Below are 15,940 nucleotides of genomic sequence, written 5' to 3' on the forward strand. Positions count from 1 at the left end.
GAAGCGTTACCTATTTTGCCATAGTTGGCAATGATATCAGTTGCTATGCCTTTCTCGACACCGCTCGAAGAGGCTCCCTCCATGTCACATCATTCCGGAATAGAGACGATCAATTTGGCCGATGATGCGGGGGCAATCCGACTGATCCTGCCGCTGATCGAGCGGTCTCGGGATATCGCTGCCGTTGTCGCTGCTGGCCGGCCGTTCGCTGACCCCTTGGATCTTGCCGACCGGATCGCAGATGCCGTCAACTCTCTCGAGGAGCCTTCCGCCGTCGCGCTCTTCCGCCGCCACCCGGAGCTCGCGCCACCCGATCCTGCTGAGATGACAGACGCCTCGCAGACCGAACAGGGGCGGCTGGGGCTGAACAGCAACGAAGCCGCGAAGATTGATCTCGCGCGGCTCAACCGCCTCTATTCGGACAAATTCGGTTTCCCTTTCATTCTGGCGCTGCACGAACACGAGAACATTTCCTCGGTGCTGACTGCGTTTCACGAGCGACTTGGACGGGAGCGCACCGCGGAGATTGACGAGAACCGCAAGCAGATCTGCTCCGTCAGCCGGGCGCGGGTGATGCGTGCATTTCCCGCCACGGAGGAGATAACGCAATGACAGCCGGAGGAATTTCCATCCATGCCGTGGACGTGGCCTCCGGTCGCCCTGCCGAAGGACTTGAAGTGCGGCTCCTTCGCATCTCTGGCGACATGCAGGAGCTGTTGGCGGCAGGACAATGCGGCCCGACCGGGCTCTTCGACCATCCGACTGTCCGGGGGGAGGGGGTCACGGAAGGTTGCTACATCGCACAATTTCTGGTCGGCGCATTCTACACTGCGAATGGAATGAACAATGCACCACCGGCCTTCCTCGACGAGGTTTCATTCCAGTTCGGTGTGGCCGATGCACGCCAACATTATCACCTGCCGTTCAAATTCACCGCTTGGGGATATTCGCTTTTCAGAGGAGGGCTTTGATCTTGTCCACGGAAGATGCAGACCGAAGCGACGTTCGCCGCCCTCATGCCTTGTGGGGCGCCCTCGGTGGCGTGGCACTGGCGGGCCTCAGCATCTACTTCATGTCCGGTGGGCTGAAGCTCGGCCTCGGGACGCCGTTCCGGCCCGGCACCGGGGCATTCCCGTTCTTTACCGGCCTGATCCTCATTGTCCTGAGTGCTGGGATCATTGTTCAGGATCTCGGGAGCGACGGTCTCGCAGAGCGACCGGACTGGATCTCGTTTCTGGCCATCGGCGCCGCTCTCATGGTCTTTGCGCTCACGGCCGAACGTTTCGGCCTCCTGCCGGCGGTCTTTCTCACGACCATTATCGCGAGCGCTCCGGATCGGAGCCTTCACCTGCCCGGAAAGGCCATTCTTGGGGTGATCCTTGCCGCATCGTCTTGGGTTCTTTTCATCGAGGCGCTCGGCCTGCCGTTCAAAGCATTCCGGGGGTTCTGAACCATGGAAATCTTTTCAAGCTTCGCATCCGGACTGCTGACCGTTCTCCACCCGGCGAACCTGCTCTACTGCTTCGTGGGTGTCTTCCTCGGAACCTTCATCGGAGTACTGCCGGGTATCGGTTCCATGGCGGCCATCGCCATGATCCTGCCACTTTCCTTCTACCTCGATCCGAGCACAGCGATCATCATGATCGCCGGGGTGTATTACGGCGCAGAATACGGCGGGTCGATTGCTTCGATCCTGATGAATATTCCCGGAACCCCGTCTTCCTCGATCACCTGCCTCGACGGCTACCCGATGGCCCGCAACGGTCGCGCAGGTGTCGCCCTCTTCATATCAGCGATCGGGTCCTTCGGCGGCGGGATCATCGGCATGGTTGTCATGGCGGTCCTGTCACCGGGCCTTGCGCAGCTCGCGCTATCCTTCGGCCCCGCGGAATACTTCTCCGTCATCCTGCTCGGCCTGATCGCAGCATCTGCGGTAAGCAATGGCGGCGCGCTGAAGGGCATCGCCATGGTCATTGCTGGTCTGATGCTGGCGACTGTGGGGGTCGATCTCACCACCGGTGATCTGCGCTTCACCATGGGCGTGCCGGAACTCCGTGACGGCGTGAATCTCGTGATCGTCGCGATGGGTCTATTCGGGGTGGGTGAGCTTATCGCCTCGATCCGGGCCAACAGCTCCGGTCAGGGCCGCCAGTCCATCGACTACGCCAGGTTCTATCCCACCAAATCCGAATGGCGCGCCTGCCTTGGTCCGATCCTGCGCGGGGGCGGCATCGGCTCGTTCTTCGGCGCACTGCCCGGGACGGGACAGACGGTTGCATCGGCCGTGGCCTACGCCGTCGAGAAAAAGGTATCCCCGAACCGAGCCAAATTCGGCAAGGGCGCGGTCGAAGGCGTCGCGGTGCCGGAATCGGCCAACAACTCCGCGACACAGACCGCCTTCATCCCGACACTCACCCTTGGCGTGCCGGGCAGCGCCAGCATGGCCATGGTCATCGGCGCGCTGATGATCCACGGGATCACGCCTGGGCCGCGGCTTCTCGCCGATCACAGCGAACTGTTCTGGGGTCTTGTCGCCAGCTTCCTCATCGGGAACATCCTGCTGCTCATCCTGAACATTCCGCTGATCGGCCTCTGGGTGCGGCTGCTGCAGATCCCCTACAAATACATGTATCCCACGATCATCGTGCTGATCTGCATCGGCGTCTACAGCCTCAACAACAATGTCTTCGACATCTGGCTGACCCTGGTCTTCGGCGTGGCGGGATACCTGATGCGGCTGTTCCGCTTCGAGCCGGCCCCGCTTCTCATCGGCTTCGTCCTCGGGCCGATGATGGAAGAGCAGCTTCGCCGCGCGCTTCTGCTCTCCCGTGGTGACCCGATGGTCTTCATCGAACGACCGATCAGCGGAACGCTCATCGCGATCACGGCGGGCATCCTCGTCTACGGCATCTGGTCCACGCTCCGCGCGCGCCGGCAGGCCCGCGGCGCCGCCCTCGCCGCCACCGAATAACGCGACACCTGAAATCATACCGAAAAAGGAAACCGCCATGAAACCGAACCACCTTCTCTGCGCCTCCGTCTTGGCGCTGGCAACCGGCAGCATGACCTTCTCCGCGTCGATCGCCAGCGCCGAGCCTGGCGCCTGGTCTGACGAGCCGGTCCGTATCGTGGTAACTTTCCCGCCGGGTGGGACCAGCGATCTCGTTGCCCGCCTGCTCGCAAAGTATCTCGATTCGGAGTTCGGCCAGAAGGCCGTGGTGGACAACCGCCCGGGGGCTGCCGGAACCGTCGCCGCCGATTACGTCGCGAAACAGGATGCGGACGGCACGACGCTGATGATCGCGAACAATGCGCCCTTCACAATCGCCCCGACCCAGTTCGAGACCTTGCCCTACGACCCGATGGAAAGCTTCACCCATGTGGCCTATATCGGTTCGTCTTCGCCGGGCCTGTTCGTCAAGCCGGATGCCGGTATCACCAATGTTGCGGAGTTCATCGAAAGCGCGAAGGAATACCCGGTAACGTATGGTTCCAGCGGTGTGGGTTCGATCAGCCACATTCTTGGCGAGGCCGTGGACGCAGAACTCGGGATCGAAACCCTCCACGTCCCCTATCAGGGCAGCGCGCCCGCGATCCAGGATTTCCGGGCTGGCGTGCTCGACACCTTCTACGACATGGTCGCGCAGAACAGCGAGATGATCGAGGACGGCGAGGCGGTCGCCATCGCCATCGCCGCGCCTGATCGCTTTCCCGGAGTACCGGATGTCCCGACTTTCGCCGAGCAGGGCTATGACATCGTGATCGAGAACTGGGTCGGCTTGTCTGGTCCCTCCGGGATCGACCCGGCCACGGCCGAGCAGATCCGCGAGACGACTGAGGCCGTGCTCGCGCTGCCGGATGTGGTCGCCGCCATGGAAGATCTCGGGATCAGCACCAAGGCAATGCCGAGCGCCGAATATGCCGCTTTTGTGGAAACCCAGATCGGCGTCTGGGAACCGCTGATCGTCGCGGCCGGGATCCAGGGCAAGTGACCGCGCTCGATGCCAGGCGGGGTCGGTCCGACGCATCCGGCGTTTCGCCAGCGGATGGGCTTCTGCCCGTCCGCTTTATCCTTAATACCTTCATTTCCGGCCCGCAGGCGTGGTTCTTCCTCGCCGATGACCGGGGATATTTCGCGGACGAAGGTCTCTCGGTCAGCTTCACCGAGGGTGATACGTTGGCCAATGCCGTGCCGCGCCTGACGACCGGCGATTATGATGCCGGCTATGGCGACATGAATGCGCTGATCGAGATGGCGGCCACGGGGAACGCCGACGCCCCCGTCGCCGTCTACATGGCGCATAATCGTCCGCCCTACACCATCGCCGTTGCCAGCGACGGTCCGGTGCGCGATCCGGCTGGGCTTGCCGGCCGCAAGCTGGTCACACATCCGAACGACGCTGCTTGGCGGTTGTTTCCCGAGTTCTGTCGCGCGACCGGCCTCGACCCCGATAGTGTCGAGATCGAGGTCTCCGATCTGCCGCACAAGGACATGGTGCCGCTTATGCTGGAAGGACGCTGGGACGGGATCTTCGGTTTCGTGAACACCATTGGCGCCCAGACTGTCGAGGCGGGGCTCGATCCGGCCAGCGTTCTGCGGCATTTCGAATGGCGTGAGCATGTTCCGGCCCTCTATGGCGGGGCGGTGATGGTTGCCCGGGCATTCAGGAATGCGCATCCCGAGGCGGTCGGAGGCCTCGTGCGGGCGATAAACCGCGGGGTGCGGGAAACCCTCGCCGACCCGGACAGCGCGATCGATGCCGTGGTAAGGCGCAACCCGTCCATCGACCGGCAAGCAAATGCGGTCCGGCTCAAGGGCACGATCGCCCTCGAAATGGGCCATCCGGAAGTGCTGGAAATCGGTCTTGGAGACGCAAGCGACGCGAGGCTTGCCGATGGCGCAAAACTGATCGCGGAAGGAAAGCCCCATACGCGCGCACCCGCTCCGGCGGATGTTTTTGATCGCAGCTTCCTCCCACCCTTGCCGGAGCGGCAGCGGCCAGTTTGACATGCGATGGATGGGGCCGTCACTTCACCCATTGCGGGCCCCTGATAATCGTATACAATATATCCCAGAGCATTGCCCGAAAATGCATTGGGAGCCCTTGTCATGGCGCGACAGCCAAACCGCAGTGACGCAATCTTCGCCTCGATCAGGCGCGCCATTATCGAACAGGCCCTGAAACCCGGCACCAAACTCCCAGAGGACCAGATCGGTGAGGCCTACGGGGTAAGCCGCACGGGCGTGAGAAACGCACTCGTGCGGCTCACGTCCGAGGGCCTGGTGGAGATGCGACCGAACCGTGGCGCAGCCGTGGCCCAGCCCACTTTGGAGGAAGCCAGGGATGCCTTCGACATCCGGCGGTTCCTCGAATCCGAAGTGGTCAGGCGTCTGTGCCAGCGCATGTCGAAGGATGCAATCGACGCTCTGGAAGCCCATGTTCGTGAAGAAGAACGTGCATTGCGCGGTGCTTCAGCCCGCAGCATTCGGCTGGCAGGTGAGTTTCACATCCTGATGGCTGAACTCACGACATCGAAAACTCTCACCGACTACGTGAGCCGCAGTGTCTCCCGGTGTTCCCTCATTCTTGCGCAGTATGGCCGTCCGCATTCCGCCGAATGCGGGGTGGACGAGCACAGGGAGATCATCGAGGCGCTTGTCAGCCAGGATTCCGAGAAGGCCATGAGGCTGATGGATGATCACCTCGGGTCAGTCAGCGCCCGCGCGCTCCTCAAACCTGATTCGCCCGAGCCCGACATCGCGGCGATTCTCAGCAGCTACGCTGAGGGCTGAGCTGGCCGAGCGCGGTCACCTACCAGATTATTGTATACGATGTAGCTTATCGATTGTGCATTATGGCAGTCGAACTGCATTCTGTTTGACCAAGTCAATCGGATTCCCATTGTTGGAGTATTTGTATACGATTTTTTCCTTCCATACCGATGAAATGTATACGATCTGAATGGGGAGAGATATCAGACAGGACCCTCCGCCATGAAAAACCGCTTCCCGATCGATCTGAGCCGCCGAGGTTTCCTGCAGGGAGCCGCCGCAACGGGTGCGCTCGCCGCCACCTCGCGCTGGTCCCCCGCACGCGCCCAAGACCCTCAGGTGCTCAACTACCTCTCCTGGCCTGGCAATGCAGACCCCTACCTGATCGAGGCCTTCGAGAAGGAGAACAACTGCAAGATCATGATCAAGGAGTATGTTGGCGGCGACCAGATGCTCGCCGTGATCAACCAGGCACCTCCCGGTTCCTTCGACGTCGTGCTGGCGGATGCCGAGTACATGCACCTTCTCCATGACGCGGATTTCATCGAGGAACTGGATCCGGCCGACTACCCTCTCGAGGACTTCTGGCCCGAGTTCCAGAAGTTCCCGTTGCACTGGTTCGACGACAAGCTTTATGGCGTGATGACCGACTTCGGCTACCTCGGCCTTTCCTACAACACCGATCAGTACACGCCGGAGGAAGTCGACAGCTATGCCGTGATGTGGTCCGAGAAGGCCCGCGGCAAGGTCGGCTTCTTCGACTGGTACCTGCCGTCCATGGGCTGCGTGAGCCTTTCCAACGGTGTCCGCCCGCCTTTCGCCCTTTCCGGAGATCAGTTCGAGGCGCTGCAACAGAAGCTCTACTCCCTGAGCGCGCAGACCAGCGGCTTCTATACCATTGCCGACATCTTCTCATCGCTCACCAACGGTCAAGCGCACCTCATCCCCGGTATCGGCGAATGGATCACGCTGGGTCTCCGTCAGGGTGGCGTGCCGGTTGATACGCACATTCCGGCCGAGGGTGGTCTGCAATGGACCGAGTCCCTCTCGATCGTGAAGGGATCCCCAAAGACCGACCTCGCGCGCAAGTTCATCCAGTACACGACTTCACCGGAGGGCCAGGTTCGCCAGGCCACGAAGGTCGACAACAAGAAATCCATTCCTTCCGTCAAGGGTTGGGAGCTTCTCAATCAGACAATGCCGGGAGAGGCCGAAATCCTGCGCATGACCTTCGACGCCCCCAACGTCATGGACGCTTATCGCGCGGGCCGGATCAATTTTCGCGAGCTCCCCTCGAACCAGACCATTGAGGACTGGAACGACGTTTGGAGCGAATTCAAGAGCCTTTGAGCAAGAGGGGGAGCAGGACCGTGGAAACCGAAACGCGCACGCGCGCAGCGGCCAGGCCGGCGGAGCGCTTGCTCCCCTGGGCCTTCGGAGTGCCTGTTGCGGCCTGGCAGATTGTCTTCTTTGCCATGCCGGTGGCGTTCCTGGTGGTCGTGACCTTCTGGAAGGTCGCAAACTTCAGGCTTTCGCCGGATTTCGTCTTCGACAACTGGGTGAAGGTGCTGGGTTCGACGCCCTTCCAGCGCGCCCTCGTCTTCACGCTTCAAACGGCGGGGCTGACCACCGTCCTCGCGGTGCTGCTCGCCTTCCCGGCGGCCTATGTCATCACCTTCAAGCTGGGGCCGACGGCACGACGGCTGGCCATAGGCGCGCTCATCGTTCCTGTTTTCTCGAGCTACATCCTCAGAGTTTACGCTTGGCAGATACTGCTCTCGCCACAGGGTGTGATCAATGCCCTCTTCGGCGCGATGGGCTTCGGTCCCGTGGAAATGCTCGGCAACAGCTTCGCACTTCAGGTCGGGTTGCTCACGCTCACCTTGCCTGTCGCGACGCTGGTGCTCGTCTTCGGCCTCTCGGCCGTGGATCGCACCCTGATCGAGGCTTCCGAGAATCTTGGCTGCCCGCCGCACCGGGTCATCACCAACGTGCTGATCCCCGCGGTTCGTCCCGCGATCCTGACCGCGGCTACGACCGTGTTCCTCCTGAGCTTCGGTGATTACGTGAGCCCGGTCTTCCTCGGCGGCAGCCGGCCTCCCACGCTCTCGATCCTCATCGTGGACACGGTGAAATCCGGCTCGCAATGGCCCCAAGCCTCAGTGATCGGCGTCGCCATGCTCCTCATCCTGTCGCTGGCCTTCGTCGCCGCGCATCTTTTCGCACGAGGTCGCAAATGAACGCCGTATTCCAACGCTTCTACGTCGCGCTGCTGTTCCTGTTCATTGCGGCCCCGATCATCGTGATCGTTGTGTTCTCCTTCGACGCCAACCGCTTCCCCTCAATACCCTGGGGCGGGTTCTCGCTCGAATGGCACAAGGCGGCCTTCGAGGATGCCATGATCCGCGCCGCCTTCTGGAACAGCGTCAAGGTCGGATTGGTCACAGCCACGGGCGCGACGCTCCTGGGCTTCGCGGCCGCCTATCTCGACTTCCGCTACAATTTCTTCGGCAAGCGCGCCTTCGTGCTCCTCGTAGCCGTGCCGCCCGCCGTTCCGGTGTCGATCCTCGGCATGGCCATGCTGGCCTTCCTGTCGCGCATCGGCCTCTTCGGCCAGATCGGCGGGATCATGGTCGCGCATATCGCCATCGCGTCGTCCTTCGCCATGGCGCTGATCCGGCTACGCCTCGAGGACTTCGGCACCGAACTCGAACCCGCTGCGCGCAATCTCGGTGCGTCGCATCTCCAGGCACTTCGTCATGTCGTGATCCCGTTCTGCGCACCGTCGATCGTTGCTGCCTTCCTGCTTTCCGCCGCCGTTTCCTTCGACGAGTTCATGGTCGCCTGGTTCGTCGGCGGTGTTCACGAGACCCTCCCGGTGCGCATCCTCAACCTGCTCCAGGGTCAGGTGAATCCGAAGATCAACGCCATCGGAACAGTCGTCCTCTTCATCAGCATTACGCTCGTGGTGGTCGCGCAAAGGCTGATCTCCCTGCGCACCACCCGCGACGAGAAGGAATAAGCCCGCCATGACCAAACCTTATGTCTCCCTCAAGAATGTCGACCGCCGGTACCCCGGCCACCATGCGGTGAAAGGGATTAACCTGGACATCGAACCCGGCGAATTCCTCGCCATCATGGGGCCTTCCGGCTGCGGCAAGTCCACGACGCTCCGGATGATCGCCGGGCTCGAACAGCCCTCGAGCGGCACCATCCGTATCGGCGGGCGCGACATGGCCGAGATCCCTGCCAGCCAACGCGATACGCCAATGGTTTGGCAATCGCTCGCGCTCTTCCCGTTCCTCTCCGTCGCAGACAATGTGTCGTTCCCGCTGAAGATGAAAGGCGTCACGCCGAAGGAGCGCCGCCGCCGCGCAGAGGAGTGGCTCGAACGGCTCGGGCTTGGCGGCATGGCGGATCGCAACATCTCCCAGCTTTCGGGCGGCCAGCGCCAGCGCGTCGCCATCGCCCGTGCCCTTGTGACCCAGCCCGCGTTGATCCTGCTCGATGAACCCTTGTCCGCACTCGACGCCCATCTGCGTGTTCGGTTGCAAGCGGAACTGTCACGCCTGCACCGGGAGTTGAAGATCACCTTCATCTACGTCACCCACGCGCAATCCGAGGCATTCGCCCTCGCTGACCGGGTGGTCATCATGGCGGACGGGCAGATCCAGCAGGCCGGACCGCCCCAAGAGGTCTACCGTGCGCCGACCAATCCTTTCGTCGCCGAGTTCATCGGCATGAACAACCTCATCCGCGGTTCGGTCGTCGGCCGCGACGGAGATGCGCTGATCCTCGACTCGCAGTATGGCCGTATGCAGGTGCCCAATGGCGGACAGGCCATGCAGATGGGCGAGGACGCGGCTTTCGTCATCGCGGCAGACCGTGTGGATCTCGGCGCACCCGACGGAATGCCCGGGACGGTACTGGGGCTCGAATTCCTCGGCTCCACCCAGACCATTTACGTGGAAGCCCCCGACGGGCGCGAGTTCCGCGTTCAAAAACAACAGCACGAGGTCGAGGCGCTCCGTCTCGGTCCGGGCGCGCAGGTCAGCCTCGGTTGGAACCCGGCACATGCCTGGCTTCTGCCGCAGGCCACTCAGGAGAAACCGAATGTACAATGAAACCTTCATGCAGCGCGCCATCGAGATCTCGGCGCGCGCCTTGAACGAACCTGGCCTCGAGCCGTTTGGCGCTGTCATCGTCAAGGACGGCGAGATTATCGGTGAAGGCATCAACCGGTCGCTGAAGAATTTCGACCCGACCTCCCATGGCGAGACCGAAGCCATCCGCGACGCCTGCCGCAATCTTGAAAGCGTCGATCTCTCCGGCTGTGACCTCTACACCTCCTGCGAACCCTGCACGCTCTGCGTCTCGGCCATGGCAATTGCCGGCATCTCCCGGCTCTACTTTGCCGCTTCGATGGACCAGGCGGGAAGCGCCTTCGAGAACCTGACGCCGGCCGAACGCCATCCGATCGACACCGACCTTCTGGTTCATGAATGCAGCGCTCCGGTCCTGCAGCGCAAACTCCCGGCCAGCCAGGCCCTCGGCGCCGATGCCGCTGAGATCCTGCGCCAATGGGCGGAACTCAAGCTGTCGGAAGGGCAGAAGTCGAAATGACGGAATTCGATTTCGAAACCCTCTCCGCTCATGAACGCTACAAGCTGATGATCGGCGCCATTGTCCCGCGCCCCATCGCGCTGGTAACCACCGTAGACTCCCAGGGCCGGATCAACGCCGCCCCGTTCAGCTTCTTCAATTGCTTGTCGGCAGAACCGCCGATCCTTGCGCTCGGCGTGGAGAACCATGCCGATATGGGGTTCAAGGATACTTCGGCGAATATCCGCGAGACCGAGGTGTTCACGGTCAATATCGTTTCGCACGCAATGGCCGAGGCGATGCATGTCTGTGCCGCGAAGTTTGCGCCCGGCGTCGATGAATTGAAGATCGCCGGGCTGACCGCGCGCCCGGGCACGGCCGTCTCCGCCCCCTGGATCGCGGAGAGTCCGGCTGCCTTCGAATGCCGGCGGCATCTCTCGCTCTCGCTCGGCAAGTCGCGGGAGATCATTCTCGGGCGGATTGTCCGCGCGCATTTTGCCGAGGGTGCGGTGAACGAGAGATTGCACGTCGATCCGGCGGCGATGGACGCAATTGCCCGGTTGGGTGGAGATACCTGCACCACGATCCGCGACCGGTTCGACATGGCAACACCGAAGGCCGAGAGTTTCGCGCAAGCCGTCTGAACCACGCAACGGGTGCGGGACCCTTCCGCTCCTGCGGGTCTTGAGCCGGGCGCCTTGCGCCCGCCCGCTTCTTTCCCGGGCAGCCTTGTGCCCATGCCATGCGCGGCGGCACATCGTTCAAAGCGTGCCTCCACGAGCCGACGCGACACGCTTCTCGAACACGTGTCCCAAGACCAGAAAAACCTCCTGGCGCGGTGTCCACAGTCGGAGAGGGCAGGGGGTTTCGCAGCGAAACCTGCCGGGCCCTGGAGGGGTGCGGAGCATGGCGGCGGGCAGCCGGAAAACCGCATCACGGGCCTTCCCGAAAGGGCCGAAAGCAGCCGCAAAGATGGGCGTAACCGGGGTATGGAACCCGTATGGAACCGGTATGGAAAACGTATGGCTACCGGTATGGCTTCTGGCGCAGATCCGCCCGATGGTTGCCTGTTTCCCGCCTCAAGCGTTCGCGGACCCGTGCCTGTGCAAAGACGAATTGCGCTCTCAGCGGTCAGGCCCCGTGGGGGGATAGTAAACCGGCGCGCTCGACTTCCGCATCATGAGTTCGACGTCAAAACGGATCCTCTCGATGAAATTCGTGTCGCGCCGAGCAATCGCCTCGACGAGATGTGCGCCGGCGGCCTTGCCAATCTTGCGCGCCGGCAAGCGAACCGTCGTCAGCGCAGGCTCCATCTCCGCCGAACCGGCGAAATCGCCGATCCCGACAACCGACAGATCGTTCGGAATGGAAAGCCCCAGCTTCATCGCGGCATAGATCGCACCGTGGGCGATGATATCATTGCCGCAGAGAAGCGCCGTGGGGCGATCCTCCTGGCTCAGAATTCGCAGACAAGCCGCCTTAGCCTCCGATAGACTGTAACGGGTTTCCGCACTCCAGCGTGGCTCGGAGATCACGCCATTCTGGTCGAACACGCTTCTCACGGCCTTCAGGCGGGCCCGGGCGCGGTCATTGTCGGAGACGGGAGGAAAAACCTGTCCGATCCGGCGATGACCGAGCATGGCGAGATGCTCAGCCGCGCACCGTCCTGCTTCCGCATTCTCGGCCCCGATGCAGGAGAAGGGGAAATCATCCGAGTAGTTCCAGATTGCGACCATGGGGACCTCCTGCTCCTGCAGGAGCCGGATTGTGTCCGGACTGTGGTCGAGCCCGATCAATGCCACGCCATCGATACGATGTTCGAGGAGTTTGCGGAGGACAACGTATTCCGTGCCGAGATCGTATCCGTGGGATGAAAGCAGAAGTGTGAAGCCTTGGTCGCTGACGGTTTCGTTGAACGCCTGAACGACCTCGGCGAAAATCGCGTAGCTCACTGTCGGGACGATGATGCCGATCGTCGCGCTTCGACGGCCATGCATCATCTGCGCTGCCCTGTTGCGGATGTAGCCCGATTTGCGGATGGCCGCGTCGATCTTCTTTCGAGTCGCCGGGTTGACAAGATCGGGATGGTTGAGCGCACGCGAAACCGTGGCCGGAGACACCCCTGCAAGCTTTGCTACGGAAACGATGTCAGCTTTATGGGTTTGTTTTGACATTCTATTTTTCCCCATGTGGAGATTAATATGAAAACGTTTGCAATACTATTTTCATTATCTAACCTGAGTCCAGTGCCGATCGAAAAAAGGTCGGATCAGGGAGAAAACAGGGAAACGCCATGTCAGGATTGCCAGCCGCATTGTGCCGCGAAAACTTCTCGGTCCCAGAAGGAACTGGCGAGGACTCGATGGTCTCCGAAGCTTCGGGAGCGGGCAGATGAATGTGTTTGACGAAGAGCTCGTGGTCGACGAACTCATGGCGCGCGCGAGAGCGGCTCAGGCGAAGTTCGAAGCAGGCGGAAGTCAGGCACGATACGATCGCGCGGCTCAGGCTGCGGCTTGGGCAATCATGGAGCCGGGTCGCAACCGGGACCTTGCGGAACTTGCTGTCCGCAGCACCGGCCTTGGCAATGTGGCCGACAAGATCACCAAGAACCACCGCAAGACGCTGGGCCTGATGCGCGACATCCGAAATGCCCAGACTTTCGGTATTGTCTCCGATGATCCGGAAACCGGCATCACGACGATCATGCGGCCCATCGGGGTCATCGGGGCGGTCGTGCCCTCCACCAACCCGGCTGCGACACCGGCGAACAATATCATCAACGCGCTCAAGGGTGGCAATGCGATCATCCTTTCGCCATCGCCCAAGGGTGTGGCCTGCTGCGAGCGCCTGCTCGATTACATTCACGCCGAATTCGACAAGATCGGCGAGGATCACGCCCTGGTTCAAATGATCCCGCCCCCCGGCGGCAAGGCCAAGACCCAGCGTCTGCTCGAGACGGCGGATCTCGCGATCGTCACCGGGAGTCAGGACAATGTGCGCCGGGCCTATTCGAGTGGTACACCCGCGATCGGAGTGGGTGCGGGCAATGTCACGGTCATCATCGACGAAACTGCGGATCTCTCCGAGGCTGCGGAAAAGATCGCTGCCTCGAAGACCTTCGACAATGCGACCTCCTGTTCCTCCGAAAACGCACTCGTCGTCGTGGACGAGATCTATGATGCATTTCTCGGTGCGCTCGAAGCCCATGGGGGCGCCATCGTGGAAAAAGCGGATGCGGGAGCCATCGTCTCGAAGCTTTGGGTGGACGGACATCTCAACAGGGAGGTGATCGGAAGAGACGCCGATGTTCTGGTGAAGGCGCTGGGGCTGGCCGGGAGCGTGGCGGCGGATACCTGCTTCATCGCCATCGAGACTGCCGGTATCGGACCGGAGCATCCCCTTTCGGGTGAAAAGCTCAGCCGGGTCGTCGCGGTCTATCGCGCGCGGGACTTTGCACATGCGGAAGCCCTTGCGCGGGAGATCCTCGAGCATCAGGGCGCGGGGCATTCCCTCGGTATCCACACCAGTGACACGCAGCGCCCCGTGGACCTCGCGCGGCGCATGCCCACCTGTCGCGTGATCGTCAATCAGGCACATTGCTTTGCCACCGGGGGCGCGTTCGACAACGGCCTGCCCTTCTCACTCTCTATGGGTTGCGGAAGCTGGGGCGGCAACTCGATCGATGACAATCTTCACTGGCGGCATTTCGTCCAGCGCGCACGTGTGGTGCGGCAAATTTCACCCCGGGAACCGAGCGTCGAGGAGATTTTCGGCGACTACTGGAACGAGGCGGGCAAATGAGGATCGAGGTCGACGCCCCGCCCCATGGCACCGTTCGCGACTGGATCGACCATCGCGCCGAGACGACACCCGACGGGATCAGCCATCTTTTCGCGGATGGTGCGGCCCCGCTGACCTGGGCGGCACTTCGCGAGGAAGCACGAGGAATTGCCGGTCTCCTTTACGGGCTTGGCGCACGGAAGGGCGAGAGCGTTGCGCTGATGCTGCCCAATGGCCGCCCCGGTGTGCTTTGCCTCTTCGGCGCGCTCTATGGCGGATTTCGGGCAACCCTGATCAATCTCGTCGCGGGGGCGGATGCGATCGGGTATGCCCTGGAGCATTCCGGGGCGTGTTTCACCTTCGTCGGCGTGGACCAGCAGGATCTGCTCGCCACGGCCCTTGCCGGCAGGACGCTGACATTGCGGCCCATACAAGTGGACGACCGGGGGATTGCCTGGCCGGAGCGGGCGAGGCCGGGTGTGCTGCAGCCCTGCGGTCCGCGGGATGACGCGCTGCTGATGTATACGTCCGGAACCACCGGGCGACCCAAGGGCGTGATCCATTCGCATGCAAGCCTTCTGGCCGGCGGCTGGACAACCGCCATTGCGCATGAACTTGAGGAGTCGGATCGCGCACTCTGCGTCCTTCCATTCTACCATATCAACGGACTGTGCGTCACGATCATGGGGCCCCTGGTGACCGGCGGCTCGGTGGTGGTGTGCGAACGGTTCTCGGCGCGGCGGTTCTGGCGGCTGGCGGGCGAGCACAGGGTGACGTGGTTCTCCGTGGTGCCGACGATCATCTCGCACCTGCTGCACGGGGCGCACGATCCGGACCAAGCGACGCGGAATGCCATTCGGTTTGGCCGGTCGGCCTCCTCCGCACTTTCCCCCGATGTTCACGCGGCGTTCGAGGCACGGTTCGACGTTTCGATCGTCGAGACCATGGGGCTGACGGAAACGGCTGCGCAGATCCTCTCGAACCCGCTCCCGTCCGGGCAGCGGAAGGTCGGTTCGCCGGGACGGGCCTACGGCAACGAGGTGGCCATCCTGACTTCGGAGGGAATTCCGGCGGAGACCGGGACGGAGGGCGAGATTGCCGTGCGCGGCCCCAACGTGATGAAGGAATATTTCCGCAACCCGGACGCGACGGCGGCCACGATCACGGCCGATGGCTGGCTGCGCACCGGGGATCTCGGGCGGATGGATGCGGATGGATATGTCTTTGTCACGGGGCGGCTCAAGGAGCTGATCATCAAGGGCGGCGAGAATATCGCGCCCCGCGAGGTGGACGAGGCGCTGTATTCGCATCCCGATATTGTCGAGGCAGCGGCCTTCGCACGCCCCTGTGTCAGCATGGGCGAGCGGGTCGAGGCGGCCGTGAAGCTGCGCAATGGATCCGGGGTTTCGGCAGAGGATCTGATCCGCATTTGCCAGGACAGGCTCGGCACCTTCAAGAGCCCCGAGATGATCCATTTCATGGAGGATCTGCCCAAGGGACCCTCGGGCAAAATCCAGCGGATGAAACTCGCGGAACTCACCGCCCTCCCGGAACCGGCCATCCAAGCCTAAGGGAGCAATCGAGACACACGGAAAGAGACGCTAAGGAGGATTCCCAGGACCGGGTGTGAAATGAAACGGAGCAACTGAAGGCCAATTCCCGAAGCCTGCTTCGTTCCGCCGGAAACACGACCGGATCCATCGCAACTTCATACCGGCCACGTCGAAGAGCCGGACTCGAAGACAGGAGGGCCGCAGCAGCGGCCAACCAACAGGACCAAAAACG

General features: G+C 62.2%; 16 protein-coding genes. 15 read left to right on the forward strand and 1 reads right to left on the reverse strand.

The genetic code is table 11. From position 1 onward, the window contains the following. Positions 1 to 81: 81 nt before the first annotated feature. The 13 genes from ACP15W_RS18290 (at position 82) to ACP15W_RS18350 (ending at position 11,019) form a co-directional block, all read left to right on the forward strand. Positions 82 to 612 (forward strand): 2-oxo-4-hydroxy-4-carboxy-5-ureidoimidazoline decarboxylase, encoded by a 531-nt coding sequence (locus ACP15W_RS18290; protein WP_424934380.1) that lies wholly within the window; start codon positions 82 to 84, stop codon positions 610 to 612. After that, positions 609 to 971 (forward strand): hydroxyisourate hydrolase, encoded by a 363-nt coding sequence (locus ACP15W_RS18295; protein WP_424934381.1) that lies wholly within the window; start codon positions 609 to 611, stop codon positions 969 to 971. Before ACP15W_RS18290 ends, ACP15W_RS18295 begins: the two co-directional genes overlap by 4 nt. Before the next feature lie 2 nt (positions 972 to 973). Further along, a complete protein-coding gene (locus tag ACP15W_RS18300) occupies positions 974 to 1,450 on the forward strand; it encodes a tripartite tricarboxylate transporter TctB family protein (protein WP_424934382.1) in 477 nt (158 codons plus the stop codon). Between the two features lie 3 nt (positions 1,451 to 1,453). Then, positions 1,454 to 2,971, forward strand: a complete 1,518-nt coding sequence (locus ACP15W_RS18305) for a tripartite tricarboxylate transporter permease (protein WP_424934383.1) — start codon at positions 1,454 to 1,456, stop codon at positions 2,969 to 2,971. Between the two features lie 37 nt (positions 2,972 to 3,008). Continuing rightward, positions 3,009 to 3,992 carry a Bug family tripartite tricarboxylate transporter substrate binding protein gene (locus ACP15W_RS18310; protein ID WP_424934384.1) on the forward strand — a complete coding sequence of 328 codons (984 nt, stop codon included), beginning with the start codon at positions 3,009 to 3,011 and terminating at the stop codon, positions 3,990 to 3,992. Next, positions 3,989 to 5,008 carry an ABC transporter substrate-binding protein gene (locus tag ACP15W_RS18315; protein WP_424934385.1) on the forward strand — a complete coding sequence of 340 codons (1,020 nt, stop codon included), beginning with the start codon at positions 3,989 to 3,991 and terminating at the stop codon, positions 5,006 to 5,008. The genes ACP15W_RS18310 and ACP15W_RS18315 overlap by 4 nt, the downstream gene beginning before the upstream one ends. A gap of 102 nt (positions 5,009 to 5,110) precedes the next feature. Further along, positions 5,111 to 5,794, forward strand: coding sequence for a GntR family transcriptional regulator (locus ACP15W_RS18320; protein ID WP_424934386.1), 684 nt, complete (start codon positions 5,111 to 5,113; stop codon positions 5,792 to 5,794). 201 nt (positions 5,795 to 5,995) lie between these two features. After that, positions 5,996 to 7,123 carry an ABC transporter substrate-binding protein gene (locus ACP15W_RS18325; RefSeq protein ID WP_424934387.1) on the forward strand — a complete coding sequence of 376 codons (1,128 nt, stop codon included), beginning with the start codon at positions 5,996 to 5,998 and terminating at the stop codon, positions 7,121 to 7,123. 20 nt (positions 7,124 to 7,143) lie between these two features. After that, positions 7,144 to 8,013 (forward strand): ABC transporter permease, encoded by an 870-nt coding sequence (locus ACP15W_RS18330; protein WP_424934388.1) that lies wholly within the window; start codon positions 7,144 to 7,146, stop codon positions 8,011 to 8,013. Continuing rightward, complete coding sequence (locus ACP15W_RS18335) at positions 8,010 to 8,795, forward strand: ABC transporter permease (RefSeq protein WP_424934389.1); 786 nt, start codon at positions 8,010 to 8,012, stop codon at positions 8,793 to 8,795. The genes ACP15W_RS18330 and ACP15W_RS18335 overlap by 4 nt, the downstream gene beginning before the upstream one ends. Positions 8,796 to 8,802: 7 nt before the next feature. After that, complete coding sequence (locus ACP15W_RS18340; RefSeq protein WP_424934390.1) at positions 8,803 to 9,897, forward strand: ABC transporter ATP-binding protein; 1,095 nt, start codon at positions 8,803 to 8,805, stop codon at positions 9,895 to 9,897. Continuing rightward, entirely contained in the window at positions 9,887 to 10,396 is a 510-nt protein-coding gene (locus tag ACP15W_RS18345; RefSeq protein WP_424934391.1) for a nucleoside deaminase, read from the forward strand. The genes ACP15W_RS18340 and ACP15W_RS18345 overlap by 11 nt, the downstream gene beginning before the upstream one ends. Next, positions 10,393 to 11,019: a flavin reductase family protein gene (locus ACP15W_RS18350; protein ID WP_424934392.1), complete on the forward strand. Its 627-nt coding sequence runs from the start codon at positions 10,393 to 10,395 to the stop codon at positions 11,017 to 11,019. Before ACP15W_RS18345 ends, ACP15W_RS18350 begins: the two co-directional genes overlap by 4 nt. A gap of 480 nt (positions 11,020 to 11,499) precedes the next feature. On the opposite strand, the gene ACP15W_RS18355 is transcribed toward ACP15W_RS18350, so the two are convergent. Continuing rightward, on the reverse strand, positions 11,500 to 12,549 hold the full coding sequence (locus tag ACP15W_RS18355) for a LacI family DNA-binding transcriptional regulator (RefSeq protein ID WP_424934393.1): 1,050 nt from the start codon (positions 12,547 to 12,549) through the stop codon (positions 11,500 to 11,502). Between the two features lie 217 nt (positions 12,550 to 12,766). Between ACP15W_RS18355 and sauS the strand changes: the two genes are divergently transcribed. Continuing rightward, positions 12,767 to 14,176, forward strand: coding sequence for an acylating sulfoacetaldehyde dehydrogenase (sauS, locus tag ACP15W_RS18360; RefSeq protein ID WP_424934394.1), 1,410 nt, complete (start codon positions 12,767 to 12,769; stop codon positions 14,174 to 14,176). After that, complete coding sequence (locus tag ACP15W_RS18365; protein ID WP_424934395.1) at positions 14,173 to 15,726, forward strand: AMP-binding protein; 1,554 nt, start codon at positions 14,173 to 14,175, stop codon at positions 15,724 to 15,726. The genes sauS and ACP15W_RS18365 overlap by 4 nt, the downstream gene beginning before the upstream one ends. The last annotated feature ends 214 nt before the right edge of the window (positions 15,727 to 15,940 follow it).

Origin of the sequence: Amaricoccus macauensis, assembly GCF_049800915.1 — a bacterium.
Lineage (GTDB): Bacteria > Pseudomonadota > Alphaproteobacteria > Rhodobacterales > Rhodobacteraceae > Amaricoccus > Amaricoccus macauensis_A.

Coding starts and splice junctions, on each gene's coding strand:
- ACP15W_RS18355 (WP_424934393.1), bottom strand. CDS start 12,549: ATGTCAAAACAAACCCATAAAGCTGACATCGTTTCCGTAGCAAAGCTT.
- ACP15W_RS18350 (WP_424934392.1), top strand. CDS start 10,393: ATGACGGAATTCGATTTCGAAACCCTCTCCGCTCATGAACGCTACAAG.
- ACP15W_RS18325 (WP_424934387.1), top strand. CDS start 5,996: ATGAAAAACCGCTTCCCGATCGATCTGAGCCGCCGAGGTTTCCTGCAG.
- ACP15W_RS18295 (WP_424934381.1), top strand. CDS start 609: ATGACAGCCGGAGGAATTTCCATCCATGCCGTGGACGTGGCCTCCGGT.
- ACP15W_RS18305 (WP_424934383.1), top strand. CDS start 1,454: ATGGAAATCTTTTCAAGCTTCGCATCCGGACTGCTGACCGTTCTCCAC.
- ACP15W_RS18335 (WP_424934389.1), top strand. CDS start 8,010: ATGAACGCCGTATTCCAACGCTTCTACGTCGCGCTGCTGTTCCTGTTC.
- ACP15W_RS18310 (WP_424934384.1), top strand. CDS start 3,009: ATGAAACCGAACCACCTTCTCTGCGCCTCCGTCTTGGCGCTGGCAACC.
- ACP15W_RS18345 (WP_424934391.1), top strand. CDS start 9,887: ATGTACAATGAAACCTTCATGCAGCGCGCCATCGAGATCTCGGCGCGC.
- ACP15W_RS18290 (WP_424934380.1), top strand. CDS start 82: ATGTCACATCATTCCGGAATAGAGACGATCAATTTGGCCGATGATGCG.
- ACP15W_RS18365 (WP_424934395.1), top strand. CDS start 14,173: ATGAGGATCGAGGTCGACGCCCCGCCCCATGGCACCGTTCGCGACTGG.
- sauS (WP_424934394.1), top strand. CDS start 12,767: ATGAATGTGTTTGACGAAGAGCTCGTGGTCGACGAACTCATGGCGCGC.
- ACP15W_RS18340 (WP_424934390.1), top strand. CDS start 8,803: ATGACCAAACCTTATGTCTCCCTCAAGAATGTCGACCGCCGGTACCCC.
- ACP15W_RS18320 (WP_424934386.1), top strand. CDS start 5,111: ATGGCGCGACAGCCAAACCGCAGTGACGCAATCTTCGCCTCGATCAGG.